This is a genomic window from Longibacter salinarum, assembly GCF_002554795.1.
GTDB classification, from domain to species: domain Bacteria; phylum Bacteroidota; class Rhodothermia; order Rhodothermales; family Salinibacteraceae; genus Longibacter; species Longibacter salinarum.
Map to the genome: position 1 here is coordinate 376,308 of NZ_PDEQ01000004.1, position 25,712 is coordinate 402,019.

The following is a 25,712-nucleotide window of genomic DNA, read 5'->3' on the forward strand; positions in this document are numbered from 1 at the left end:
GAAACGTCACGCCAACACCAACATTCCACGGACGACGGTTCGAGACCTACGTCGCGCACAGTTTCAGATTGACTCAAACGTAGGTGCTTCGTGCCGGTGACGGGGACGTAAAACGGAATCAGAAACCCTGCCGATCGTGCTGAATTCTCGAAACAGGGTTCGTTTTGTTCTACGTCCTTCCATGCCGATTACCGGACCTTTCCTGCCTTTATTCTCCTGACCGCTCTCTCCTCGTGGCTGCCGACCTCTTTTCTTCTGCCGGCCTGGATCCTTCGTCCGATCCTGCATCATCCGACGACACGGCAGAGTCATCCGCTGCCGAGACGCCCGCGTCCGAAAACGAATCCACGGTAGACAACGACGGCGTGCTTTCGGTCACCGAACTGACAGAGGGGCTCGGTGCCCTTGTCGAAAAGCACTATGGCGACGTGCGTGTGGAAGGCGAGCTGTCCAATTTCAAACGTGCCGCGTCGGGCCACTGCTACTTTACGCTCAAGGACGACGACGCACAGATCCGGTGCGTGATGTGGCGCTACCTGACGCAACACATCTACTTCGAGCCCGAGGACGGCCTGTTGGTACGCATTACCGGAAAAGCATCCGTTTACGAGCGGCGCGGCGACCTCCAGATCCTGGTCAACTCGATGCGGAGGGCCGGCAAGGGAGCGCAGCAAGAAGCGTTTGAGCGTCTAAAGGCCAAACTCAAAGCGGAGGGCCTCTTCGACCGCGACCGCAAGAAGCCTCTACCGACGTTTCCCCGCCGCATCGGCGTCGTCACCTCGGGCGAAGGAGCGGCCCTGCAGGACATTCTCTCTGTCCTCGAGCGCCGGTTCGCGGCCGCCGACGTGATCCTCTGCCCGGTCCCCGTACAGGGCATCGATGCGCCACAGGCCATTGCAAACGCGATTGCCCGATTCAACGCGGTCCCGCTCGATCACGACCAGCGTCCTGAGGTCCTGATCGTCGGACGTGGAGGCGGCTCGGCCGAAGACCTGTGGGCCTTCAACGAGGAAGTCGTCGCTCGAACGATCGCTGATAGTGACATACCGATTATCAGTGCCGTCGGGCACGAGACCGATGTGTCGATCGCAGACTTCGTGGCGGACGAGCGTGCTGCAACGCCGTCTATGGCTGCTGAAATCGCTGTCCCGGATCGACGGGATCTTGAACTTCAGATCCGCGGGCTCACCGACCGCCTTCGCGACGCCGCGATGCGTCCAATCGACGGAACGCGCCGACGCGTGCGCCACCTCATTGACTCGCGCACGTTCCACGAACCCGTCCGACGTCTCCGCGACATGCAGCAACGGGTCGATGGCATCGTGGAGCAGTTGCACCGGAGCGCGTCGCGGATGATTGAGCGCCGGCGCCACGTGGTAGAGCGCCTGCAGGACCGGATCCGCGCCGCCCACCCGAAGGCACCTCTTCGCCGGGGCTATGCCATGATCGAGCGCGACGGACAGATCGTCCGATCGGTGGCCAACCTCACAACAGGAGATCGCGTCCAGATTCGACTCGACGACGGACATCGGTCTGCCGATATCGTCGATGAGGGCGACGAATAAGGTCTGGTACATCCAGCGTACCATGTCCCTGCAGACACTCATGCGACACGAGGTACGCGCCACCTTCGCGCGACATGCCGAGGTAGCGAAGGCCAACTTTCAACTTTTCCCGAAAATAATTCGACTCGGAGAGCGTTATATACTTTCACTGTCCTACCGGTTGGCTTACAACCTTGATGCATCTCGCCGCGAAGAGGCTCGGTGAGAAACGGTCGGTACATTGGCCGGGAACGGCTATTTGACGTGCGCCCTCTTTTACCGCGTTGCTACGTCTCTGAATATCGCAACAACCTGTACGCATAAATTACATTGCGGTATCGCATCTTTTACCGCGCGCACTCATCTTGCGACGCACGGCGGTTATGGAACTGCCCCGCCAATGACCTGTACATCGGACGGATTTTGATGGACCACACAAACCCGCGTTCGCATGGGTGGTCCGCGCCTCCTCGCACTTGGAGGAAGCCGGTTCACATCCACGCTTCACGCTGGGTTCCCCTTACCGCGTGTGCCATCCGTCCGTCTCCTCGCCGACCGTCTCGTTGTGCCCGCATTCTGCACTGCGACCCGGGAAGGACGGCGATGTCCCCTGAGGGGGCTACATCCTTCTTTCCCTGTCTCGTGACCGCGATATTGCGCTTCAGCGCGCGGACGGTCGAGGCCGGACTCTTGTCGTCAGAATCGTGATGCCATGGCATCCACCCCCACTGAACTTACGATTCAACTCCGCCCGGAGCGTCGCGTCGATGTGATCGATGTGAATCAACGCGTCCGGGAAATCTCCAGCGATTTCCTCGCGGAGCACCAGCGGGCCTTATACTGCTCGCACCACACGACCGCGGGCTTCCTCGAGGAAACCATCTGCAATCGTCTCGGTCGGTGCGATGACTCGGTTCATCAGTTTCTGGAGCCGTTTCAGGAGCTCTTTCCATTTGGCGCCGAATACCGTCACGACCAGATGCATCTCCGGCGCGAGTTGAGCCCGGCTCAGCGCCAGTCCGAGCCTCGCAATGCGGATTCGCACCTCACGTTTATCAGCTCGGGGCTCGAGAACTGTGTCACGTATCCGAGTGACCCTGCCCGACCGGTCTTCTTCATTGATCTGGATGGGATCAACAAGGATAACCACGACCGCCGCGAGCGCACAACGACCGTTCTGGGGTACAACGACGAGCGCCTCGTCACGGAGTCGGAAATCGTGGTGCCGGTGTCCAGTCACCCGATCGACTCGATCAGTCTCCGCGATCCGCGACTCGGCGTGTTCGACCAGCTTCACGAGCTGCTTGCCGAGCACGGTATCAAGCGTGGCCGTGTTCACATCGATCTCGCCACGGACGAGACGCACGCGGGACTCACGGTCAATGAGTACGAGACGCTGCTCATGAAGCACGATCTGGCCGAGGTGCTCCGCGACCCGCTCCGCTTCATGGCCCGCAAAGGGCGCAACATGCTGCGCGACCCGGCCGCCGTCCCCGACAAGGTAAAAAATTACGCCAAGTACGACCTTGTCCGCCTCGTCAACCGCGTACTCGACACGCTCGGCCTTTCCGAGTCGCTCGTCGAACGCGTGATCGACAAATGCTTTGCCGTTCCAGCCGAACGATTCCTTCGCATGAAGCGCTCCGTCAGTCTGCTCGTGACGGAAGATGAGCGCAACGGTGAGGGTACAATCGTCCAGGGTCGATACCAGAGCCCGATCCTCGTGCAGTGGCGCAAATCTCAGCCGGAGGCCCGCCGCCTGAACGTCAAGCTGACGCGCTTCGAGTAGCGCACACGCACGAAATACATTTTATGCCAGCCAGTACAGGGTTCGGGCCCCGATCCATCGGGACGCTCGAACCCTGATCTATTTGCCTCAGATAAACTGGCCGTGGAAACCGAACGGGATCGCGTGAGGCACGGGTACGCGGGCAACTTCGGTAAACGTGTGAGCATCCAGGACCAGAAGGAAGGACCGATTCTCCTCCGGCTGGAAAACAACGGAAAGCACGACGCCGTAATCTTCCGCTCGCCCGTTTGGAGCGGGCACGAAGACCGGCTCTCCCGGATACGTGTCCGGGGCACGCCACGTCTCGGCCGCTCCCGTTTCCACATCGATCTTCACCAGCTGATCGGTGAAGTTGCCGATGTCATAGGCGCCTACCCCGTAGACGTAGCGGTACGTTCGGCCCTCTACTGCTCGATCATGCACGCGCGGCAATTCCAGCAGCGTATCAGAAATCGGTGTCGGACTCACGGACTTCGTCGTGCCCGCAAGCGGTAGACGATAGCGTTGAAGGCGTCCGACAGCCGGCGTCGGTTGGTCCGACTGTAGACGGTCGAGATACAACGCGTCGATAATACTCGCGTCGTCGTAGGTCACAACATCGCAGATTACCGAGTCGCCCTGCTCAAACGCGTTCACGTGATGAAAGGCAAACGCAGCTGGGGCTGAAATCCGCGTCACTTCCTCCCCATCCGATAGTCGGACGACCCGAAACCGGGTTCCTTCCTCCGGGACCCAGTTGTAGTTCTCGATGAACGGCTTTCCCTCGAGCAAAAGATCCAGCGGGTTCACGCGGAGCGGCCACTCGGAGAGCACGGCGTACCTCTCCGTAACGGCGAAGCTATGCATGTAGCTCGGCCGATCCACGAATAGCGTCGCGCGAACCTCGCGCCGCCGGCTCCCCGGATCGACCGTGACAATATGGTATTGACACTGCCGCCCAAACGTGGCCATGTACGTGGTCGTTCGCCCCGTGTCCGGGTGAACGTGCGGGTGGGCTGTCGTGACCTGGGCGTCGACATCATCCGCAAATTCGACCACGCCGACCGTCTCGAGGGTCTTCGGCTCAAATGCGACGGGTAGGGGCGTTTCCGTCATCGCCACCCACTGGCCCGCCACCTTTGCCACATTGATGGAGGCATTGTCTGTAAGCCGAGGCCGAAAAAGCGACATCACACGGCCGAAAATCGAACGACACGGATCCGTGCCAAACTCCGCTCGAGAGATCCGACCTTTCTTCAGCGCCTCACGCCGAGCGTTTGATTCCAAAAAACGGTTCCGGTATCCAACCTTACCATCTTCGATCTGAAACGCATGTAGCATTGCCAGACCATCGAACCAGTGGTTGTACGTATCCTCCCCCACCTCGAACTGCGCGGGCCCATTACGTATCAGGGTGCCTTCAATCCAATCCGGCAGGTGCCCTTCAATCGACAGTTCCTCGACGGCTATTTCGTTGCGCAGGCTCTGAAATCCGCTGGAGAAGGCCATCATGCTCGAGAGTAGAATGAATAGAGTTCAGAGAATGGCCGCCCGCCTCGCATCGAATCAAACGCCGACCCGCCGGTTCGTCCCCGCCTCCGCACAACATTGACGGTGGTTACGATGTGGGGACTTCCATCTGGAAGGCGCCGATCGCCAGTCCATGCAACGAACAAGCCCGGTCGACCACGGTCCAATCGACCCGTGGCTGGAAAGATCAAACCCACGTACGGAGTCTGAAGTTCAGGCGCGCTGCCGCCTCGCTGCACAGTGAATCTATACGATGAGAACCTGTTTGCCGGACAGCCTTCGGCCATCCAAAGGTACAGACCTCCCGACGGTCGGTGCTAGCAACACCAGGCTTGGTTAATCTTTCGCACCATGTCTATTGCGTCATTGCGAGAGGATTTAGTGATAGACATGAATGGCTACGCCCACTTTTTCACGCTGCATCCGCCAAACAGGTTATGGATCTTTCTCCCTCTCCCGCTTCCTCCATGTCTACGTCTACAGACGGAGGTCTTGTCTTGCTCGACGGCATCACAAAGTCCTTCCAGGAAGGCGAGCATGAGCGAACGGTCCTGCGCGACCTGCATGCGGAAATCCAGTCTGGCGAATTTGTCGTGCTTATGGGTCGGAGCGGAGCCGGTAAAAGCACGCTCCTGAACCTGATCAGCGGCATCGACCTTCCCACGAGCGGTCGCGTCGTGATCGGCGATACCGACCTCACCACCCTATCGGAGACGGAGCGAACGCTGTTTCGGCGAGAGCATATCGGGTTCATCTTCCAGTCGTTCAACCTCATCTCGACACTTACCGTTGCGGAAAACATCACGTTGCCGCTCGAACTTGCCGGCCGAGGTGATGACAAGGAGCGCGCCATGGATGTGCTAGATCGCGTCGGACTTGCCGACCGGGCGGACAGTTTCCCGGATCTGCTGTCAGGAGGCGAACAGCAACGCGTTGCCCTCGCTCGCGCGCTGGCTGCCGATCCGCTCCTCATCCTTGCCGACGAACCGACAGGCAACCTTGACTACGAAACCGGGGAACAGGTCATGGACGTGCTGACGGAGCTCGTGCGCGACTACGGGAAAACCATCCTGATCGCGACGCACGATCGCACGCTCATCGCTGAGGCAGACCGCTGCCTCACACTTCACGGCGGGCAGCTTCAAGATGGCGTTCCGGACTTCGTGGAAGACTGACAACCCAGCCCTTCGCACTTCGACCTTTGCACTTCGCCCTTCGATTCCCCCGTGCGTCTTCTTCCGAAATCGAGTCTCCGGTACCTGCTGCGCCACCCGCTGTTGATGGGCCTCTCCGTGCTGGGCGTCGCGCTCGGTGTGGCCGTCGTCGTCGCTATCGACCTCGCCAACACGAGCGCCGCGCGCGCCTTCGAGCTATCGGCGGAAACCGTCACGGGCAAGGCAACCCATCAGGTCGTGGGCGCTGCGGGAGCACTTGACGACTCCGTGTATCGATCACTGCGCGTCGATGCGGGTGTCGAAAAATCTGCTCCGGTCGTGGAGGGCTATGCGAAACTCGCGGCAGATACGGCATCGGCCACCGTCGATGCCGAGTCGCGTACCATGCAGGTACTGGGAATCGACCCGTTCGCCGAAGCCCCGTTCCGCCCCTTTGTTGCAACGGGCACGCGGGCTCTTGCCCTCAGCGATTTTATCGGTGCCGAGACCGCGCTTCTCTCCGCCCCGACGGCGCGCTCAATGGGCCTGGCCGCCGGCGACACGCTCCGGCTCGAAATTGAAGGGGTCGTCCATCGACTCGTGCTCGCTGGCCTGGTCCAGCCGGAAGACGAGCGGACACGCCGGGCCACGGCGAACCTTTTGATCACGGACATCTCGACGGCTCAGAACCTATTCGAGCTCGACGCACAGATCAGCCGCATCGACCTGATCGTACCGGATACGCGAGCGGGATCGGAAGAACTGGACCGGATCCGCAGCGCCCTCCCCGGCGGAGCACAAGTACGGCGTTCCGAGTCACGCACGCAGACCGTGGAGCAGATGACGCGAGCGTTCGAGCTCAACCTGACGGCCCTCAGCCTACTTGCACTCGTCGTCGGTGCCTTTCTCATCTACAACACGATGACCTTCTCGGTCGTGCAGCGCCGTGGGCTGATCGGGCGACTCCGCGCACTGGGCGTGACCCGGAGACAAATCTTCGGCGTCGTCATCGGGGAGGCCTTTCTGCTTGGACTGGCGGGCACCATCATCGGGCTGCTGATGGGCATCGCGATGGCATTCGGGCTCGTGCAGCTCATCACGCGCGCCATCAACGATCTGTACTTCGTCGTCAATGTCCGGGAGCTCACGATCGCCCCGTTCACGCTCGTGAAGGGCGCCGTTCTCGGCATCGGAACGACGGTAGTAGCCGCTCTCGCCCCGGCCCGAGAGGCAACGAATGCACCGGTCAGCACGGTCCTCCGACGGTCGACGCAGGAGAGCGGCATTCAGGATCTCGCCCCCCGCCTCGCCCTTGCGGGAGCGGCGCTGGGTGCTGTCAGCGGTGCTCTTTTGCTGATCCCGACACGGAGTATCATCGTCGGCTACATCTCGCTCCTCCTGGTGCTCGTCGCAGCGGCTCTGATCACGCCGATGTTCGTCCTCGCCGCCTCGAGAATCGCCCGCCCCATCCTCGGACGATTCGCTGGAGTCATCGGCCGGATGGCTTCACGTGGCGTTGCAACCACGCTCAGCCGCACGGGCGTCGCCATCGCAGCGCTTACCATCGCCATCGCCTCTACTGTCGGCGTCGGCGTCATGATCGACAGCTTTCGCGGAACGGTCGTGACGTGGCTCACACAGTCGCTTCAGGCCGACGTGTACGTGCAACCGCCGAGCCTCGTCTTCCGGCGCTCGGACGCGTCGCTTCAACCCGGCGTCGTGGACACACTCCGCTCGATGGACGGCGTGTCAAGCGCCCATTCGGTACGCCGAACCGAAGTCCAGAGCGAGGACGGATCCAGCGAACTTGTCGCAATTGAGATGGGCCCAAGCACACCAGATATCTACCGCTTTAAGTCTGGCGATCCAGACGAGATCTGGCCAGACTTCGACACAGGCAACTTCGTCCTGGTGTCTGAACCCTACAGCTACAAGTATCGTGTCGGTGTGGGCGATACGTTGCGCCTCCAGACGGACCGTGGCCCCACGCAATTTCCGATTCGAGGCGTGTATTACGACTACGGCTCTGACATTGGTGTCGTGATGATGAGCCGGCAGACATACACGCGTTACTACGACGATAGCGGCTACTCCGGCATCGCGCTCTACCTTGAGGAAGGCATCGACCCCGATACGATCATTCCAAACATGCGCTCGGCCGTCGCCGGTATGCAGGACGTGTTTATCCGGTCGAATCGGGCCTTACGCCAGACGTCGCTGGAGATATTCGACCGCACATTCACGATCACGACGGTTCTACGGCTTCTCGCTATACTGGTCGCGTTCATCGGCGTGCTGAGTGCGCTCATGGCCCTGGAACTGGAGCGATCGCGGGAACTGGGGGTTCTGCGCGCGACGGGCATGACGCCGGGACAGGTCGGACGATACGTGACCCTCCAGACGGGACTCATGGGCCTGATCGCCGGACTCGCGTCGCTCCCACTCGGCTACGCCCTCGCGTACGTGCTCGTCTATGTCATCAACAAACGGTCCTTTGGCTGGACGCTGCAGTTGGAGGTCCCGCCAGAGGTGTTGCTTCAAGCCGTCGGACTCGCCGTCGTCGCCGCCGTCCTCGCGGGCATCTATCCCGCATACAAGATGGCGAACACGTCCCCCTCGACCGCACTCCGAGAGGAATAAAAGTTCAGCGTTCAGGGTTCAGGGTTCAAAGTTGGAGGCGTTGCATCTCCGATCACGGTAGACGCCCCGTTTGTCATCGAGCTGATCCCCTTCGCTCTCACACCCTCACACTTCCACACCTCGACACTTTCACACGTCCACACTTCCATACGTCCACACCCAACAGGAAAACGCCGATGCCCTGAAAGAGGCACCGGCGTTCCGGTTTAGCTACACCGGTATGAGAGAGACGGTCACTTCTCTCCAGCTTCCGTGGACGCCTCACCGTCAGACGTCTCAGCATTCGCTTCGAAATCTTCCGGGTAGAGGACGACCTGGTAGTAGCGGTTCTCGTTCAGGTACGACTGCGCGGTCTGTGCCACCGTCTCCGGCGTACTACTCGACACCAGCTCCTCGTAGCGATAGATGTCGAGCGGCTCCACGCTTTCCGTCGTGAAGGCCTGGTCCAGGGCGCTGACCCAGAAGCTGTTGGTCTCCATTGCCGTTTCGCGGCTGCGGCGCTGCTGCTCCTGCACCTTGGCGATATCATCAGCGGTCACACCACCGGTTCGGACCGAATCAATCTCCGCTTTCGCGGCAGCGAGCAGATCCGCCGCCCGGTCGGGGTCGCAGACGAAACTGACCGTGAAGCTGTAGCGATTGTACGGCGGGCCGGTCGTGTTGTCGCGGACGCCGACGTTGTACGTGCCGCCTCGCTTCTCCCGGAGCTCCTCGCGGAGCTTGATCGAGAGCACATCGCTCAGCGTCGTCAGCGCGTGGCGATTCTCACGCGTGTACTCGATGTCGCCGTTGTACGTGAGCAGAACAATCGACCGCTGTCCCTGCCCGGCACGGACCTCAGCTTCGACCACGTCATTCGGCGGAGCCGGCGTGACCGCACGAACCTCGTCCGTACGCTCGATCGTCGGCAGCGTGCCCAGATAGGTTCGGGCAAATTGAGCGAGAGAATCGGTCGGGACGTTGCCCGCGAACGTGAATGTAAAGTCGCTGGCATCAGCGAATCGCGTTCGGTAATACCCGAGAAGTGAATCGGCTATGAGCGCCTCAACCTCAGCGATCTCGGGCGGGCTGACGCGCGGATGGTTGTCGTATACCTTCGCCACCAGCGTGTCCTGCAAAGCCGCGGTCGGGGTTGCCGAGCGGTTCTTCAGCCGGGCCGTGAGTTGCTGCTTAAACGACTGCAGCGCATTTGCATCGATACGGGGCGCGGTCGCATACGAATGGATGAGCTGGAACATCGTCTCCAGATCCTGCGGCGAGGCCGACCCGTTCATGCCTTCGTCTCGGCTCGAAATATACGGGCTCACACTCACCGACTTGCCCTGCAGGTACTTCTTGAGCGCCGTGTTGTCAAACGGACCGACACCGCTCTGCCGAACAACGTTTGGCGCAAAGCGCATGGACCGGTACGCATCGTCGCTGATCGTGGATGCGCCGCCGGGACTCGTAGCCGTGAATCGGATCTCGTCGTCCTTGAACTCGGTCGGCTTGTGGACAACAGTGACGCCATTTTCCAGTGTCCACACCGTCGTTCCCAGTGTATCGATCGTCTCCGTAGACTTGAGGCCTGCCGGCTCTGGAATGTCGGCCATCAGCGGGACGTCAGACATTTCATCCTCGTACGGCTCGACGTCCTTCGTCCGAACCCGGTCGAGGACCGCAGCGAGTGTATCCTCCGACGGTGGCTCAAGGCCTTCCTTCTCAGGCATCTGGACAAGCACCGCACGGTTTCGGTCGGCCACGATGGTCGACGTCACGGCATTCACGTCTGCGAGCGTGATCGTCGGCATGATCTCTTTCGCCAACTCGTACTCCGTCTCGATCCCTGGCGCAGATTCGCCGGTCAGGAAAAGTTGGACGTACTGCTGCGCGAGAGACTGCGACGGTATATTTTCGCGCTCATTGTACGACGTTTCGTACGACCGAAGTAGATCCCGCTTCTGCCGGATCAACTCCGAGTCGGTGAAGCCGTGCTGGCGAATGCGCGTGGCCTCCGTGAGGAGCGCCTCCATGCCGGCGACGATGCTATCTTCCGGCACCTGAGCCTGGAGTCCGTACCCTTTCATCGGGCGAGCGAGTGTAAAGTTGAAGCCGCCCGCACCAAGAAACGGGGCGTCGCCGGACTGCGCCTTCTCAGACAACCGGGCGTTCAGCATGCTGAAGAATAGCCGCTCCTTGAGCATCCGGCGAAAGTCTGCTTTCGACCGAACGGGTTGCGCGTCGGTCTTGAAGATGGTCGCAACGCTCGAAACCGGATACTCCGGATCGGTGACGACGGCATACTTCGTATCCTCGTGCGCTGGGACATCGTATCTTTTCCGCTCCTGTGGATCGCTCGGGGATTCAAAGTCCGAGAACCGGTCGCGGATCATCGTTTCCAGCATATCCGGATCCATGTCGCCGACCGCTATGATCGCCATGAGATCGGGACGGTACCACGTTTCGTAATAATCGCGGACCTCGCTGTACGGTGCGTTTTTGACCACAGACGTATCGCCAATCGGGAGGCGATCAGCATAACGGGAGCCAGCGAAAAGCGTCGACACAATGTCGTCTTGCATGCGACCCTGCGCCGTCTCCTGGCTCTGGCGCCACTCTTCGATGACGACGCCGCGTTCTTTGTCGATCTCTTCCTCGGAAAGCGTCGCACGGGACGCCCAGTCTCGCAGCACCATGAACGACGTCTTCACCAACTCGAGACTATCGGTTGGCACACGCAGTTTGTAAACCGTCTCATCGAAGCTTGTGTACGCGTTCACATCGGGACCGAACTCCATGCCCGTACGCTCGAGAAAATCGATCAGCTTTTGCTCCTCAAAATTTTCCGTGCCGTTGAACAGCATGTGCTCGAGAAAATGAGCGAGCCCGCGCTGGGCATCCGTTTCGAGTATCGAGCCTGCGTTCAGTGCAAGCCGGAGCTGGAGACGATCTTCCGGCTCGTCATTCTGTCGGATGTAGAAGCGCATTCCGTTGTCGAGCGTCCCGGTTCGAACGGCCGGGTCGACCGGTAGAGCCTCTTCGGACGTATCAGCGTCAGCCTGCTGCGCCTGGGCAAAGGGGCTCCATGCAAGAAGCATGAGAAGCACCGCACCAAGAGCAAGCCGACTGATGGATCGTAATGATGATCGCATGTATAAAATGGATGGTCGTGAAGATGCGTGGGGATGGATACCGTCGAGCGGGGCTGCCATCAGAGACGACAAAAGGAATAGCCTCTTTCAAGCAGGTAAAGCTTCGTATTTTTATATCCAATTATCGGTACGCCGGTAGACTTCGGCACGTTACATGAAGATTTATCGTACACGTCGTGGGATTCGTAAGGATGTTGTTTCTCTGGATCTCCGTGACGCTGGAATCGTCCGTGCTGTGCCTGCAACTTTGTTCTTGAGCCCCAAGCCCTATGCGTCGGACCGTCCTAATTTTCGCTCTGATCGTCGGCGTCCTCGGAGCCGCCGTCTACTGGCTCACGAACCGAACGGACCAGGAAGCCGCTCTCGATACGTCCGTCGCGGTGGCCGAAGCGATGGGCGACAGTGATACCACTGGCTACGCCCGTGCCGATCGAGTCGTCGACTTCTCCTTCCCCGAAGATCACGGGCCCCACCCAGGCTTCAAAACCGAATGGTGGTACATCACGGGCAACCTCGACTCGGAGGGCGCCGCAACGATCCCTGGCCAACAGCCCGGCTCCTCGGCCCGAGACTTCGGATTCGAACTCACGATCTTCCGCGTCGCGATGCGTCCCCCATCACAGCAACCGGTCCGACTCGCATCCGGCGACTCGGCGCGCTCCACGTGGTCCACCGACCAGATGTACATGGGGCACTTCGCGGTAAGCGATATCACGAACGAGACGCAGTACGACGTCGAGCGCTTTAGCCGGGGAGCGGCCGGCCTCGCGGGCGCACAGGCCGACCCGTTTCGCGTCTGGCTGGACGACTGGTCCATCGCTACAGTCGACACCGCAGACGCTCCCCTGATCGATGGAGCGTTTCCGGTTCGGTTGCGTGCTCATGGTAACAACGCAGCAGCCGACCTCATTCTTACGCCGACGAAAGAAATGGTGCTACAGGGAGATCGCGGTCTCTCGCAAAAAGGTGAAGGAGAGGGCAACGCCTCTTACTACTACACGTACCCGCGTCTCGCGACAGAAGGCACAATCGTTATTGATGGCGACAGCGTCGAGGTTTCAGGGCTCAGCTGGATGGACCGCGAGTGGAGCACGTCGGCGCTGAGCGAAAACCAGGTGGGCTGGGACTGGTTTGCCCTGCAACTCGACGACGGACGCGACCTGATGTACTACCAGTTGCGCAATAAGGACGGCTCGGCAAGCAGATACACGGACGGCGTGGTCGTAGGCCCAGACGGATCAACCACTCCTATTGACAAAACCGACACGTCCCTCGAGGTGCTAGACACGTACATGACCCCGGACGGCACGCGGGAGTATCCGACCGCATGGCACCTACGCATTCCAAGCCAGGACATCGATCTGCGCATCAACGCCGCCTTTGACGATCAGGAACTTAACGTCTCCGTACGGTACTGGGAAGGCGCTGTCACCGTCGACGGCTCCTCCCAGGGCGAATCGGTGCGCGGACACGGGTACGTCGAAATGACCGGCTACGGCGAAGGCGCCACCTCCCCAACCGTCGGCGTGCAATGAGGTACGGTGGTATGGAAGGGTGGAAGTGTGAACGTGTGAACGTATGGAAGTGTGGACGTAGAAAAGAGTATGTGCATTGAGCGAAGGAGATGACACAACCGCTGAACGGGCTGCCCCACCCGACAAAACCTCGACGCCCCCAACGGTGAACGCTGAACGTTGAACTCTGAACTCTCAACACTGAACCTCCCAGAGTACCACGTCCGCACGATCGAGCGGGATGGGAAACGGATGGTCTATGACATATTTCGGGGAAAGTACGTGCGCCTGACCCCCGAAGAGCACGTGCGTCAGCAGTTCGTCCACTACCTGGTCGATGCTCACGCGGTCCCATCGGGACTGGTCGCAATCGAGCTACCCGTCGACATCCAGGGGCGGCCACAGCGTGCAGACATCGTCATTTACGACCGCGAGGCTCAACCGCTCCTCCTCGTCGAGTGCAAAGCCCCCGACACCTCCATCAGCCAGACCGTCTTTGACCAGGCATCTCGCTACAACTTGCGGCTCGGTGCCCCCTTTCTTGCCGTCACGAACGGACTCGAACACTACGCCTGTCGCATCGACCGCACCTCCGAAACCATCGATTTTCTGACTGATCTCCCCGACTTTGACACCATGTGTTCAGAGGCATAGCGACCCGGTCATTCCGCTTTCTTCTAACGCTGACGGTCGATCACGGTGTGGCCGCATCGACCGGTTGACGATCACTCGTCTTGTACGGAATTCCCTTACGTCGCGACACCGGGTCCACGCACATCGTCTCTCATGTCATCCCCACGTCGGTGTCAGTGCCGCCCCGCTGTACCACGCGAGTATTTGTGTGGATGTTTGAAGTGAGCTTTTCGGGACAATGAGGCCACGCCTCTCCCTGTTAAGCCATTCGCATATAATGAGGTTAGACGGTGGGGACTGTCATGATTGCGACAAGAGATTCAGCCCAGAATAGAAACGTTCAGAAACGCGTATCGGACACGGAATCATCCGTGCCGACGCACCCCTCTCACCCTTCGAACACCGATGCTGTGGATCGCGGGGACGGGATGGCCGTCCGAAGCGGTATAGACGGAATTCCAACCGTCCACGCCACACCGCCGGGCAGGCGTGTGCCCACGCGCAGGCCATGGAAACAGGCCGGTGCCAACGTGAAGTCCCAGTACGGAACGACACTACAGATCGGGTTCGTCCTCGCTCTGTCCATTTTGCTCGGCTTGACTGCTCTCCGTTTCGAGACGGACGATACGTTCGAAGTCGCGCTCAGTGAGCAAGACGTCGTCGTAATGGAAGAAGTAGCTCAGACCGAGCAGGAGATCAAGGCCCCGCCTCCACCGCGACCGGCAGCTCCCGTTGAAGTTGCCAACGATGTCGTGCTGGAGCAGGAGACTCTGGACTTCGATGCCACTCTCGACTTGAATGAATCGCTCGACCTGTCCGGCCCACCGGAGCCGCCCGCCCCGGAGCCGAACGAGGAGGAAGAGACGTACGAAGAGGAAATCTTTGTCGTCGTCGAAGACCAGCCTGAACTAATTGGAGGTCTGGCCGAGCTCCAGAAGGAAATCAAATATCCGAACCTTGCGCAGAAGGCTGGCATTGAGGGACGCGTGTTCGTCCAGTTCGTCGTCAACGAGAACGGAGACGTCGTTAACCCCACCGTCATCCGCGGGCGTCACCCGCTCCTCGATGCCGAGGCGCTTCGTGTCATTCGCCTGGCGAAGTTTGAGCCCGGCCGGCAGCGAGGCAAAGCCGTGAAGGTACAGCTGGCGATGCCGGTTACCTTCAAGCTGAAAGACAAGAAGTAACAGCCTCACTCGCACGATCGCCTCACATTTGCGCACAGGCGGACCTGGCCTCGGTCGGGTCCGCCTGCTTGTTGGGGGAACGGCGCCCGTCCAGGTCAGCCGAGGACCGGCATACAGTAACTCGTGCGCGGGATCATAGCCCTGTCTGGCCGGCGGTACCTCGTCCCTACAACATCACTCGACGGTCGATCCGCCGTAACGGTGGAATCCATCGAACAACGTTTTGCGACTGCGCCTCTCAGCGTCTGGAAAACAAGTTGGCCCGCCTCCACGTGCTGGAAGCGGGCCAAATACATGGATGCCTGTCGGGCCACCGGGACGTGTGAGGCCTTCCTCACACGCCCGAAACGATTGAGCTATGCGGGAACAGCGTCCTCAGAGACAGCCCCCACGACATCCTCCTGGACATTGGCTGGCATCGCCTCATAGTGACTGAACCGCGCGTGGTGGATACCCCGACCGTGAGTGAGCGAGCGTAGCGTCGTAGAGTACTGGAAGAGTTCCGCCTCTGGAACCTGTGCGATAATCTTCTGGAATGGTCCATCGGTTTCGATGCCCTGAATCCGTCCGCGGCGCGTGTTCAGGTCACCAATGACATCACCAGTAAAGTCGTCGGGCGTGGTTACCGTCACGTCGTGGAGCGGCTCAAGCATCACCGGCTTCGCCTTGTGAAACGCCTCTCGAAACCCCTGAAACGCGGCGGTCTTGAATGCAGCCTCGTTCGAGTCAACCGGGTGCATACCACCGTCGTAAATGACGACCCGTACATCGCCGACCGGGAAACCGGCCACCGGCCCCTCCGCCATCGCGTCGAGGACGCCCTTCTGGATGGCGCCAAAGAAGCGGCGCATGTCGATGACCCCACCCACGATGGCATCGACGAAGTGAATCTCGGCGCCCCACTCCGTCGTGACCCGCTCTTCTCCGCGCACCTTAACGTCAGACGGCGGGTTGAACTCTCCATTTAGCGGCTCGATCATCAGGGAGATATCCGCAAACTGTCCGGCTCCGCCCGTTTGCTTCTTATGGCGATACGATGCGCGGGCTCGCTTGCGTACCGTTTCACGATACGAGACGCGGGGACGAATGAAGTCGATTTCCACACCCGAACGACGCTGAAGGCGACCGCGGGCAATCTGCAGGTGCATCTCCCCCTGTCCGCTCAATGTGAGTTGATTCAGCAATGGATCGTGATCGAAAACGAGCGACGGATCCTCCGCGGCGATCTGGTGCAACCCCTGTGCGAGTTTATCCTCAAGGCCATCCTGGCGTGCCCTGACTGCCATCCGGTACCGGGGCTCGGGAAACTCGATGGGTTTGATCTGGATGGTACTGCTACTTCCGCGAAGCGTGTCATTCGTATGCGTGTCTTTCAGCTTGACGAGCGCCCCGATGTCTCCGGCGACCATCTTCTGTACACTGTCGCGCTCGCTGCCGTTGATCGAATAAATCTGGCCGATCCGCTCAGAATTTCCGGTACGGGGATTGTCGAGATCCTGTCCCGACTGCAGCGTGCCGTCGTATACTCGCACGAACGAATATTCTCCGACGTGGTCTTCGCTCATCGTGCGGAAAACAAACGCGACCGGATCGTCCGCCTTCTCATTGGCATAGATCATCTCTCCCTCCATCGTCTCCGCCGGTTTGGCAGCGGGCGACGGGCACACGTTGTCGATAAAGCTCATGAGGCGGGACACGCCGATCGCTTCCGTCGCACTGGTCACAAAAATCGGAAAGAGCTGGCGCTCAATCATGGCCGCGCGCAGCCCTTCCCGCATCTGGTCCTCGTCAAGCTCGCCCTGTTCAAAGTAGAGCTCCATGAGGCTCTCATCGTTCTCCGCGATGTCCTCCACAAGGGTGCGGTGGAGCTCATCCGCTTCGTCACGAAATTCGTCACGGATCTCGCGAATCTCCGGCTCCCTCTCGCCTTCCGGATAGAACAGTTCTTTCATCCGTAGCACATCGATGATCGTGCGTGTGCCGGCTCCTCCCGGAAGCTGCACGACCGTCGCACCGCGTCCGAACCGTTCCTTGATCTGCTCGACGAGGAGACGGAAGTCCGACTCGGAGTGGTCGAGATGATTGATGACGAACATGGCGGGCTTCTGCGTCATCTCGCCATACGTCCACGCCAGTTCGGTACCGACCTGGACGCCTGCACGCGCGTCCATGACGTAGAGCGCCGTATCGGCAACCTTCATCGGAGCGATGACCTCGCTCACAAAATCGGGATATCCGGGCGTGTCGAAAATATTGATCTTGTGTCCGCGCCATTCAGCGTGCAGCATCGACGTGAAGATCGACATCTGCCGCTCCTTTTCACTTGGATGATAATCGCTCAGCGTCGTCCCTTCATTCACCGACCCAAGTCGGTCCAATCCGCCGCTGGCGTACACCATGGCCTCAGACAGCGCGGTTTTCCCGCTCCCCTGATGCCCCGCAAGGACAACATTGCGAATGTGGTCAGCATCGTATACACGCATGGAGTTTTGCCGTCTGGTTCGTCATTAATGGCTTCGTGAACAACCGGCCCCGATATGTCAACGGTATCGCATGTCGGCTCGAGTCAAACCGGAGCGTTCCGGTGGGCTCGACCGGCATGAACAAGATGACCTCCAACAGGAGGGTGCCTAACACCTCCTTCAACTAAGGATAAAGTGAAGAAACTGTCAAGCAACGAGCGGGCAGAATCGCCGATTCCCGAGTGTCGTTCCGGTGCGATGTAGAATACGGAGTCGCCGGCGAGAAACCGGGAATCGATTTCCCGGGACTTTTCGTAATGATAATCCCCACAACGACATCTACGACGGAAAACCTCGGATGTACGGACGTCAAGACCATGATCGAATAATTTTACGCCCCCTGCCTCCGCTGGCATGCCGTTCGCACGGTTGTTCGACGACCGACGCAGCACGTTAGCCAGCCTTTTTTTTGCCCTACCCTGTCGACTTATGTCCTGGGACCTCCATGACCTCACCTGAGAAGCCAACGATTGCACTCGACCATACGGAGTTCGAAGTTCTGTCGAGCATTCGCTCTCTGGCTCCGCAATTCAATGTCCCACCCAAGCGGGCCGAGGCGTACGGTGTCTGGGTTGTATGCTATCGGCGCTATTGTAAAGTCCACGACCGTCCCTGGCTGTGGATGAGTAGCGTCTCGGACTTCATGGACTTTCTGGACACTCGCTCGGAAGTGTCGGAATCCGAGCGGAATCGAGCACTCGACGGCATCATGTTCTACCTCGCCGATGTGCGCCGCGCAGAGGACGAGCAGAACGAGAAGAAGAAAATGAAGCGCTCCCGTGTGCCGGCGTCGACCCGCAGCCTGTTCGGCCAGCTCCTGCTGCGTTGCGACATTCAACTGACGCAGGCGATGCAACTCCGAGCCACCGACGTGAAGCTCGGGGAATCGACCATTGTCGTGCAAAACCGGGAAACGAACGAGACCCAGGTCATCGAGGTACCCGCCAGCACGCGCAGTGGACTCAAAAAGCATCTTGACCGGCTTCGCGAACGCACAGACCTGGACGACCCGTACCTGTTCGCTCACCGCGGGCTGGAGGACGAGCAAGAGGAAGAACAGGAGGAGCCGGATCCGGAACGGACGACGCAACTCGCCACCCTGATCATGCAAGGCTTCGATGAGGAGCGCGACGGAGACGAGTGAGTTCGCGGGGATTGGTGATTACGATCGGGGTCGGCAGCGGTCCTACGAGCTGAGCGGGCGGTCTTTCTCATTAGGAATCCGTACGGTGGGGGAATCGAGATCGGTTGTGGTGACGTAAGCGTCGGGTGCACCATCAGGATTACCGCCGATCATCGCTTTCCTACCAACGTCTTCCGCCGATGTCCACATCGTACGACCGAGAACGCGAGGTTGCCCTCCATGCCGTCCGCAAAGCAGCCACGCTGTGTCAGGCCGTCCAGTCCCAGATTGACCCGTCCGTCATCGAGAAAGAGGATCGGACGCCGGTGACGGTTGCCGACTTCGGGAGTCAGGCGCTGATTTGCAATGCCCTCCGCGAGGCGTTTCCGGACGACCCGATCATCGCCGAGGAAGACTCGAGCGCCCTTCGCAAAAATCAAGGCGTGCTGCTGCAGGTGACGCAACAGGTCCAGCAGATCCGCTCCGGCGTCACGCCCAACACGGTCTGCTCATGGATCGACAAAGGGAACGCGGGCGAGTACAGCGATCGATTCTGGACGCTCGACCCGATCGATGGCACAAAAGGTTTTGTTCGAGGCGACCAGTACGCCATCGCGCTTGCTCTCGTCGTGGACGGCGTCCCGCAGGTCGCGGCCCTCGCATGCCCGAACCTGCCGGCCGACCTCGACGATGACGACGCACCGACCGGACAGGCCTTCATCGCCGTCCGTGGAGACGGAGCCTACCAGGTCTCGCTGAACGGCGAGGACGATAGCGGCACACGCATTCACACGTCGGATGCAGAAACGCCCGCCAATGGCCGCTTCACCGACTCGTTCGTCTCTGCCCATTCGGCACACGATATGGCGAAAGAAACCGGCCAACGCCTGGGCATCACGGCCGACCCGATCCGCATGGACAGCCAGGCGAAGTACGCGATCGTCGCACGCGGGGACGCAGAAATTTACTTCCGCCTTCCCCGTCCGGGCACGAATTACACCGAGAAGATCTGGGACCACGCTGCCGGCATGCTGGTCGTCGAAATGGCGGGAGGCACGGTCACGGACGTGAACGGCGATCCGCTCGACTTCACGCATGCCCCCCTCCTGACGGAGAATACGGGCATCGTCGCCACCAACGGTCACTTCCACGACCAGGTACTCGACGCTCTGGAAATGGACTAAGGATTGAGAATTGGGAATGGTGAATTGTGGATTGGATGAACGCGGTCGGGAGCCGCGGATATCGAGGAATCCCAAATTCTCAACCCACAATCCGCAATTGATCTGTTCACCCGAACGCCGCTAGCAACTGATCGCACGCCTGCTTGAGCACCGATAGCTCCTTTCCGAAGCAGAAACGAAGCTTCGTGACGCCGTCAGACGGGTCGTGGAAGAACGAACGACCGGTCACGCTCCCGACGCCGGCCTCGCGGATGAGCGTATCGGCGGCTTCCACGTCGTTGGAAAACCCGGGACGGTCGCGGATGGGGCCAAAATCAGCGAAGGCGTAATACGCGCCCTTCGGCCGCGGAACGTCGAACCCAATCGCTTCCAGCGTCTCGCACATCAATGCCCGGCGTTTGTAATACCCGTCGAGGAGCTCGGCATAGTAGTCATCGCCAAGGTCCTCGAACACGGCGAGCATACCGTGCTGGAGCGGCCGCGGGGCGCAGACGTAAAACAAATCGTTCATCAGACCCATCTTTTCCAGAAGTCGGTCGGGCCCGACGGCGTAACCGAGACGCCAACCGGTCACGTTGTAGGTTTTCGAAAAGCCAGACAGCGTGATCGTGCGCTCGTAGGCCCCCGGAAGTGAGCCAAGCGAAACGTGATCCGCATCGTCATACGTCATGTACTCGTAAATCTCGTCGGTGATGGCGACAATGTCGTGCTCCTGCATCACCGCAAGCAGCGAAGCCAGCTCATCTCGGCTCCACACCTTACCGCTCGGGTTGGCGGGCGTGTTAACAATCACGGCTCGCGTTCGGTCGGTCACAGCTGCCTTCAGCACCTCCGGGTCGAACGTATCTTCCGGTCCACCGAGAGGAACGTATCGCACGGTCGCGCCCGTGAGTTTGAGAATGTTGCGGTGATACCCGTAGAACGGCTCGAAGAGAATCACCTCATCGCCTTCCTGTAGCAGCGTCATCACCGCTGTGACGAAGGCTCCAGTCGACCCGGCACTCACGACCACTTCGTCAATCGACGTCGCTGGCAGATCATTGTACTCCTGCGCCTTCGCCAGAATGCCTTCACGGAGTGCCTCGATGCCGGCGTGGTGCGAGTAGATCGACTGATCGGCGTCGATGGCCGCATGCGTCCGTTCCTTAATCGCGTCCGGCGTCGGCAGGTCGCAAATTCCCTGACCGAGATTGATTCCCCCGACCTCGTCAACCGCCTGAGAGATCGTTCTGATATTACTTTTCTTTAGTGGACGTGCGCGGTCCGCGAGTGAAATGATTTTGGACAAAGGCTCCATGTCAAGAAGACCAGAACGAGGGCAAAGAGGTCGAGCCGGCGCTGCAGATTTTGTTGTGCTTCGAGCAGCAACCGGGAGGGCTCTGTGAAGAAACGACCTGCTTCGGGGGGAGTCAAGCCAAACCCATGGAACGCAGGCTCGAATCGCCCTTTCTCTATCGCTGCGTTTCGCTCAATTCGCCCTTCCTTTCCTCCACCATCTCTTCCCGCTATGTCGACTGAGCCGGACCGTCGGTTTATGCAAATTGCCATCTCTCTTGCTGTCGAAAATGTCGAGCGGGGCGGAGGTCCGTTCGGCGCAATCGTCGTGTCGAACGACGAAATTATTGCGCGAGGCGCAAATCGCGTAACAGCATCTCATGACCCGACGGCGCACGCGGAAGTCATGGCCATCCGTGCCGCGTGCGAGTCGGTAGGTCACTTCGAACTGTCCGGGTGTACCCTGTACACGAGTTGCGAACCCTGCCCAATGTGCCTCGGCGCCATCTACTGGTCTCGCCTCGATCGCGTCGTGTACGCAGCAACGCGAAATGATGCCGCTCAAGCTGGGTTCGACGACGATCACATCTACCGCGAGATCGAAAAGCCGCCATCGGACCGTCAACTACCGATGCAACATGTGGCGCCCGAACTCGCCTCCCGGCCGTTCGAGGCGTGGAGCGACTTCGAGGATCGGATGGAATACTAAAACCCGATCCTACATGCATAGTGGGGAATACCGTTGTCCGCTGAGAGATGATTTCTGTACGCTTCCATCGTTCACCCCGGAAATTCATCGATGGGTCGCAGTGCCCAGAATACGACGACGTAACATTCGCACTACGTAGATACGTGGTATGGCTCCGCGGATGAGGACCGGAGTGGCGTAACCCATTTTCTGGCTCCCTGTGTCCGACTGGATGAGTGCCATTCCCATCACGAGCGCCCCTACGTCATGTATCGGTTCGTATCGCCGTTCCGTTGTCTTCGCTGGAAAGGAAGAGTTGCCGTCGCCAAAAGCAACGCTGTTTTCGGACTCATCCTCGCGATGCTGTTCGTCCCGGTCTGGCATGCCCGGGCCGGCGGCGAAACACCGGATATCGATGATACCACACGGGCTGGACCGCTGCCGGCCGAATGCCCAGCGCCCGCTGCGTTTCAGCCCAAGAAGGAACCCGAGATTTCCGTGTCGCGCCTAAGCGCTCACATCGACGTTGACGGACGTCTCGACGACACGGGATGGTCGAACGCGGCGAAAATAACCGGCTTTACCGAGATTCGACCCGGCGATCAAAAGGCTCCTCCGGTCTGTACAGAAGCCTGGATTGGATACGACGACTCGCACCTCTACGTGGCCTTTCGTGCCTTTGACCGCCCTGACGAGGTTCGCGCATCGCTCCGGAATCGCGACGAAATATTCCAGGATGACTTTGTCGGTATTATCATCGATCCGTTCGGGGACGCGGCGCAGGCCTACGAGATTTTTGCCAACCCGCTCGGGATCCAGGGCGACCTTTTGATGCGAAGCGGGGGCGGCGAAGACATCGGCTTTGATATCGTCTATGAGTCGAAGGGGCGAATCACCAAAGACGGCTACGTGGTGGAGATGGCGATTCCGTTTAGCTCACTTCGCTTTCCGGATCGTGATGTTCAGGGATGGAAGACGACGTTCCTTCGAACACGCCCGCGTTCGAGCCGTCAGCAGTTCAGCTGGTCAACCGTAAGCCGCGACGATCCGTGCTTCATGTGCCAGTTCGGCACGATGTCGGGGCTGGAAGGCATTCGTCCGAGCACATCACTCGACATCATTCCCAGCGTTGTCGGCTCTCAGTCAGCAGAGGCTCCATCGGAAGGCGCATCGCTGGACAACGGTCGGCTCAGCATGGAGCCCTCAATGACCGTGCGCTACGGAATCACGCCCAGTCTCGGCGCGGAAGTCACCGTCAACCCCGACTTCAGCCAGGTTGAATCGGACGCGGCTCAGGTTGACGTCAACTCAACGTTCGCCCTCTCCTTCCCGGAGCGGAGGCCCTTCTTCCAGGAGGGCAGCGACCTGTTCCAGACCCCGATCGACGTGGTTTACACGCGCTCGATCAATGCGCCCAGCGTCGCAGCAAAGACGACCGGCAAATTCGGCCGCACGAGCATAGCGGTCCTGAGCGCGGTCGATGAGGAAACACCCATGCTGTTGCCGTTTGCCGAGTCAAGCACGGCCGTGAATGCCGGACAGAGCGCCTCGCAGGTCGCTCGCGTCCGTCAGACGTTTGGCGAAAACTCGTTTGCCGGCGCGACGCTCACGGATCAGCGGCTGCTGGACACGCAGGGGTCAGGTACGGTACTGAGCGCAGACGCCGGGGTACAGATGTTCTCAAAATACCGACTCGAGGGACAGGTCGCTCTTAGCCAGACGCACGAACCGGTTGAGAGCGACTGGACGGCCGGAAACAGCACTGTGGATGATGCTGATGCCTTTGGCGATGGCTACACGCCTGAACTCGACGGGGAGCGATTCTGGGGATCGGCAGCCTACGCGCGTTTCCGACGCGATGCCCGGCACTACAGCGCGAATGTGACTGCGCGACGGTTTGCTCCGACGTTTCGCACCCCGAACGGATTCCAGCGCAGAAACGACTACCAGCAACTCTCGACCTGGCACAGCTACGGCATGTACATGGAAGACCGCTGGATCGAGCGTCTGGATCCAGCGATTTCATCGTATGTCGAGTGGACGACAGATGGCCAACCCCGAGAGACGCAGGGACAACTGTCCGTCCAGTCGATGTGGAAAAGGCAGACCTTTGTGTATGCGAGCACCTCCTTCCGCCGCGAGGTCTTTGCCGGCAAAGCGTTCGAGCGCCTGACGAACTGGTTCGTAGAAATCAACTCGAATCTCAGTGAGCCCGTTCGTCTCGGCTTCAACGTCAACGGGGGTCGCGACATTTACCGGACGGACATGCCGGAGACCGGGCGAATATTCAACGCGAGCATCTGGGCCACCTTTCAGCCGATCCAGCGTCTCGTCATTCAGCCGAATCTCCGATTTGCCTCAATGCGCGACGGCGACGACTTCTTCTATCGAGGGTACATCGGGCGGGCCAAAACAAGCGTTCAGATCACGCGCTCCCTCTCCACGCGCCTCGTCACGCAGTATAACCACTTTGATGGAAGCTTCGTGGTCGAGCCGCTTGTGTCGTACGAGATCAACCCGTTCACCGTCTTCTACGTCGGCAGCACGCACGACTATTCGGTCCCAGACGAGCAGCTCGAGTCGTCAACGTCTCCCCTCACACCGACATCGCGACAGTTCTTCTTCAAATTCCAGTACCTGCTCCGCGTATAACACGAAGAGCAAAGGTGCTCACGCACCGCCGGCTAAATGTGCGTTCGGAGCGTGAACTGATGGATTCCACCCGTGGTCGACCAGGAGTTGTAGGCATAATCGACGTTGACGCGCGAAACGTGAAGGCCGAAGCCGAGGCCGAGACCCGCAAGGTCGAGGCGCTCGGCGACGGCGAGCTCCGTCGAGCGCCGATGGTTGTACCCCAAGCGAAGCTGCACGACCTCTCCGAGGGATAGCTCGGTACCGAGGACAAGGTGGCCCAGGACGTGGTCAAATGTCGATCCACCCACGACGCCCTTATTCAAACTGCTTAGGTCGTACGCGGTGACAACGAACCGGAAGGGCGCATGACGCAATTGCTTGGACGCCGAAAGCCGGACGTCGAACGGCAATTCCTCCGCACCTTCTGCGAAGCCATTGAGCGTTACGCCTGCATGATGAACAGACGCCCCGATCGTCATCAGTTGGTCCGGGCGATGGTAGCGCAGCCCCGCGTCCATCGTTAGTGCCGAGGCACTCGCCGTCTCGATGGACGAGTAGATGACATGGATGTTAGCGCCGTACCGCCAGCGCGATCGGTATGCGCGCGATGCTCCGACCGTCAAAGCGATATCACCGGCCCCGAAGCTACCCGTCGGCTCACCTCGAGCGTTTCGGCCATCGAAGTCGTCCCAGGACAGGAAGCGGACGCCAGCAGCCAACGTCGTCTTCAGCTCCTGGAGATCATGTCCGTATGCGACGGTCCCAGCGTCGGCACCAGCGAAATGGCTTACGTACGACGCGGATACCTGGCGATGCGCTAGAGAATCAAGAAGTGCCGGATTGTAGAACAGTCCGTTCACATCGCCATCCGCTACGGCCCCGAACGCCCCGCCGAGTGCGGCCGCGCGAGCCGAAGACTCCATTCGAAGGAACGGAAAGCTCGACAGCTCGCTCGTCGCCTGAGCACGCGCCGCATGTACACTAACGAGGCCAATGAGGACAACCAGCGTCCCCATCACCCACACGCAAAGACGCATGCGAGGATGTTCGTAGCGCTTCGCATATTGTTCTGTACGTACCACGTCGGTTCGTGCGTCCTACAAAAAATGACGAGCGTCGCGCCTCCGGTGTCTCCCTCCGTCGGCATGTAGCAATCCCTTCCCTCCTACCCAACGCCCCCATCGGCGG

The 25,712-nt window shown here is 59.9% G+C and carries 16 protein-coding genes; 11 read left to right on the forward strand and 5 right to left on the reverse strand.

Annotated elements, in window-relative coordinates; translation table 11 throughout:
* The first annotated feature begins 233 nt into the window (after positions 1–233).
* Together xseA and CRI94_RS09965 are read left to right on the forward strand one after the other, a co-directional pair.
* Entirely contained in the window at positions 234–1,565 is a 1,332-nt protein-coding gene (xseA, locus tag CRI94_RS09955; protein WP_179862241.1) for an exodeoxyribonuclease VII large subunit, read from the forward strand.
* Positions 1,566–2,256: 691 nt separating this feature from the next.
* A complete protein-coding gene (locus CRI94_RS09965) occupies positions 2,257–3,333 on the forward strand; it encodes a YjbQ family protein (RefSeq protein ID WP_098075546.1) in 1,077 nt (358 codons plus the stop codon).
* An 87-nt stretch (positions 3,334–3,420) separates the two neighbouring features.
* Here CRI94_RS09965 and CRI94_RS09970 read toward each other — a convergent pair whose 3' ends face one another.
* Complete coding sequence (locus CRI94_RS09970) at positions 3,421–4,824, reverse strand: carotenoid oxygenase family protein (RefSeq protein ID WP_098075547.1); 1,404 nt, start codon at positions 4,822–4,824, stop codon at positions 3,421–3,423.
* Between the two features lie 485 nt (positions 4,825–5,309).
* Here CRI94_RS09970 and CRI94_RS09975 point away from each other — a divergent pair, with 485 nt between their 5' ends.
* Both CRI94_RS09975 and CRI94_RS09980 read left to right on the forward strand, forming a co-directional pair.
* Complete coding sequence (locus CRI94_RS09975; RefSeq protein WP_245846153.1) at positions 5,310–6,017, forward strand: ABC transporter ATP-binding protein; 708 nt, start codon at positions 5,310–5,312, stop codon at positions 6,015–6,017.
* 51 nt (positions 6,018–6,068) lie between these two features.
* The gene (locus tag CRI94_RS09980) at positions 6,069–8,636 is read left to right on the forward strand and encodes an FtsX-like permease family protein (protein ID WP_098075549.1); all 2,568 of its coding nucleotides are present in this window, start codon (positions 6,069–6,071) and stop codon (positions 8,634–8,636) included.
* Positions 8,637–8,869: 233 nt separating this feature from the next.
* Here the strand turns inward: CRI94_RS09980 and CRI94_RS09985 are convergent, their stop codons facing one another.
* Positions 8,870–11,767 (reverse strand): M16 family metallopeptidase, encoded by a 2,898-nt coding sequence (locus CRI94_RS09985; protein WP_179862242.1) that lies wholly within the window; start codon positions 11,765–11,767, stop codon positions 8,870–8,872.
* A 269-nt stretch (positions 11,768–12,036) separates the two neighbouring features.
* Here CRI94_RS09985 and CRI94_RS09990 point away from each other — a divergent pair, with 269 nt between their 5' ends.
* The 3 genes from CRI94_RS09990 (at position 12,037) to CRI94_RS10000 (ending at position 15,098) form a co-directional block, all read left to right on the forward strand.
* Positions 12,037–13,302, forward strand: coding sequence for a lipocalin-like domain-containing protein (locus CRI94_RS09990; RefSeq protein WP_098075551.1), 1,266 nt, complete (start codon positions 12,037–12,039; stop codon positions 13,300–13,302).
* A 159-nt stretch (positions 13,303–13,461) separates the two neighbouring features.
* Complete coding sequence (locus tag CRI94_RS09995) at positions 13,462–13,935, forward strand: type I restriction enzyme HsdR N-terminal domain-containing protein (protein ID WP_245846154.1); 474 nt, start codon at positions 13,462–13,464, stop codon at positions 13,933–13,935.
* A 509-nt stretch (positions 13,936–14,444) separates the two neighbouring features.
* Positions 14,445–15,098 (forward strand): energy transducer TonB, encoded by a 654-nt coding sequence (locus tag CRI94_RS10000; RefSeq protein ID WP_245846155.1) that lies wholly within the window; start codon positions 14,445–14,447, stop codon positions 15,096–15,098.
* A gap of 356 nt (positions 15,099–15,454) precedes the next feature.
* Here CRI94_RS10000 and CRI94_RS10005 read toward each other — a convergent pair whose 3' ends face one another.
* The gene (locus tag CRI94_RS10005; RefSeq protein ID WP_098075553.1) at positions 15,455–17,581 is read right to left on the reverse strand and encodes an elongation factor G; all 2,127 of its coding nucleotides are present in this window, start codon (positions 17,579–17,581) and stop codon (positions 15,455–15,457) included.
* Between the two features lie 484 nt (positions 17,582–18,065).
* Between CRI94_RS10005 and CRI94_RS10010 the strand changes: the two genes are divergently transcribed.
* Positions 18,066–18,764, forward strand: a complete 699-nt coding sequence (locus CRI94_RS10010; RefSeq protein ID WP_098075554.1) for a site-specific integrase — start codon at positions 18,066–18,068, stop codon at positions 18,762–18,764.
* A 179-nt stretch (positions 18,765–18,943) separates the two neighbouring features.
* Positions 18,944–19,927, forward strand: a complete 984-nt coding sequence (locus CRI94_RS10015; protein ID WP_098075555.1) for a 3'(2'),5'-bisphosphate nucleotidase — start codon at positions 18,944–18,946, stop codon at positions 19,925–19,927.
* Positions 19,928–20,033: 106 nt separating this feature from the next.
* On the opposite strand, the gene CRI94_RS10020 is transcribed toward CRI94_RS10015, so the two are convergent.
* The gene (locus CRI94_RS10020) at positions 20,034–21,224 is read right to left on the reverse strand and encodes a pyridoxal phosphate-dependent aminotransferase (RefSeq protein ID WP_098075556.1); all 1,191 of its coding nucleotides are present in this window, start codon (positions 21,222–21,224) and stop codon (positions 20,034–20,036) included.
* Positions 21,225–21,434: 210 nt separating this feature from the next.
* Between CRI94_RS10020 and CRI94_RS10025 the strand changes: the two genes are divergently transcribed.
* The gene (locus tag CRI94_RS10025) at positions 21,435–21,911 is read left to right on the forward strand and encodes a nucleoside deaminase (protein ID WP_098075557.1); all 477 of its coding nucleotides are present in this window, start codon (positions 21,435–21,437) and stop codon (positions 21,909–21,911) included.
* 246 nt (positions 21,912–22,157) lie between these two features.
* On the forward strand, positions 22,158–24,542 hold the full coding sequence (locus tag CRI94_RS10030) for a carbohydrate binding family 9 domain-containing protein (protein WP_098075558.1): 2,385 nt from the start codon (positions 22,158–22,160) through the stop codon (positions 24,540–24,542).
* 32 nt (positions 24,543–24,574) lie between these two features.
* On the opposite strand, the gene porQ is transcribed toward CRI94_RS10030, so the two are convergent.
* Positions 24,575–25,561, reverse strand: a complete 987-nt coding sequence (porQ, locus tag CRI94_RS10035; protein WP_143815361.1) for a type IX secretion system protein PorQ — start codon at positions 25,559–25,561, stop codon at positions 24,575–24,577.
* Between the last annotated feature and the right edge of the window lie 151 nt (positions 25,562–25,712).

Coding starts and splice junctions, on each gene's coding strand:
- CRI94_RS10030 (WP_098075558.1), top strand. CDS start 22,158: ATGTATCGGTTCGTATCGCCGTTCCGTTGTCTTCGCTGGAAAGGAAGA.
- CRI94_RS10020 (WP_098075556.1), bottom strand. CDS start 21,224: ATGGAGCCTTTGTCCAAAATCATTTCACTCGCGGACCGCGCACGTCCA.
- CRI94_RS10010 (WP_098075554.1), top strand. CDS start 18,066: ATGACCTCACCTGAGAAGCCAACGATTGCACTCGACCATACGGAGTTC.
- CRI94_RS09990 (WP_098075551.1), top strand. CDS start 12,037: ATGCGTCGGACCGTCCTAATTTTCGCTCTGATCGTCGGCGTCCTCGGA.
- CRI94_RS10025 (WP_098075557.1), top strand. CDS start 21,435: ATGTCGACTGAGCCGGACCGTCGGTTTATGCAAATTGCCATCTCTCTT.
- CRI94_RS09985 (WP_179862242.1), bottom strand. CDS start 11,767: ATGCGATCATCATTACGATCCATCAGTCGGCTTGCTCTTGGTGCGGTG.
- CRI94_RS09970 (WP_098075547.1), bottom strand. CDS start 4,824: ATGATGGCCTTCTCCAGCGGATTTCAGAGCCTGCGCAACGAAATAGCC.
- porQ (WP_143815361.1), bottom strand. CDS start 25,561: ATGCGTCTTTGCGTGTGGGTGATGGGGACGCTGGTTGTCCTCATTGGC.
- CRI94_RS09965 (WP_098075546.1), top strand. CDS start 2,257: ATGGCATCCACCCCCACTGAACTTACGATTCAACTCCGCCCGGAGCGT.
- CRI94_RS09975 (WP_245846153.1), top strand. CDS start 5,310: ATGTCTACGTCTACAGACGGAGGTCTTGTCTTGCTCGACGGCATCACA.
- CRI94_RS10005 (WP_098075553.1), bottom strand. CDS start 17,581: ATGCGTGTATACGATGCTGACCACATTCGCAATGTTGTCCTTGCGGGG.
- CRI94_RS10015 (WP_098075555.1), top strand. CDS start 18,944: ATGTCCACATCGTACGACCGAGAACGCGAGGTTGCCCTCCATGCCGTC.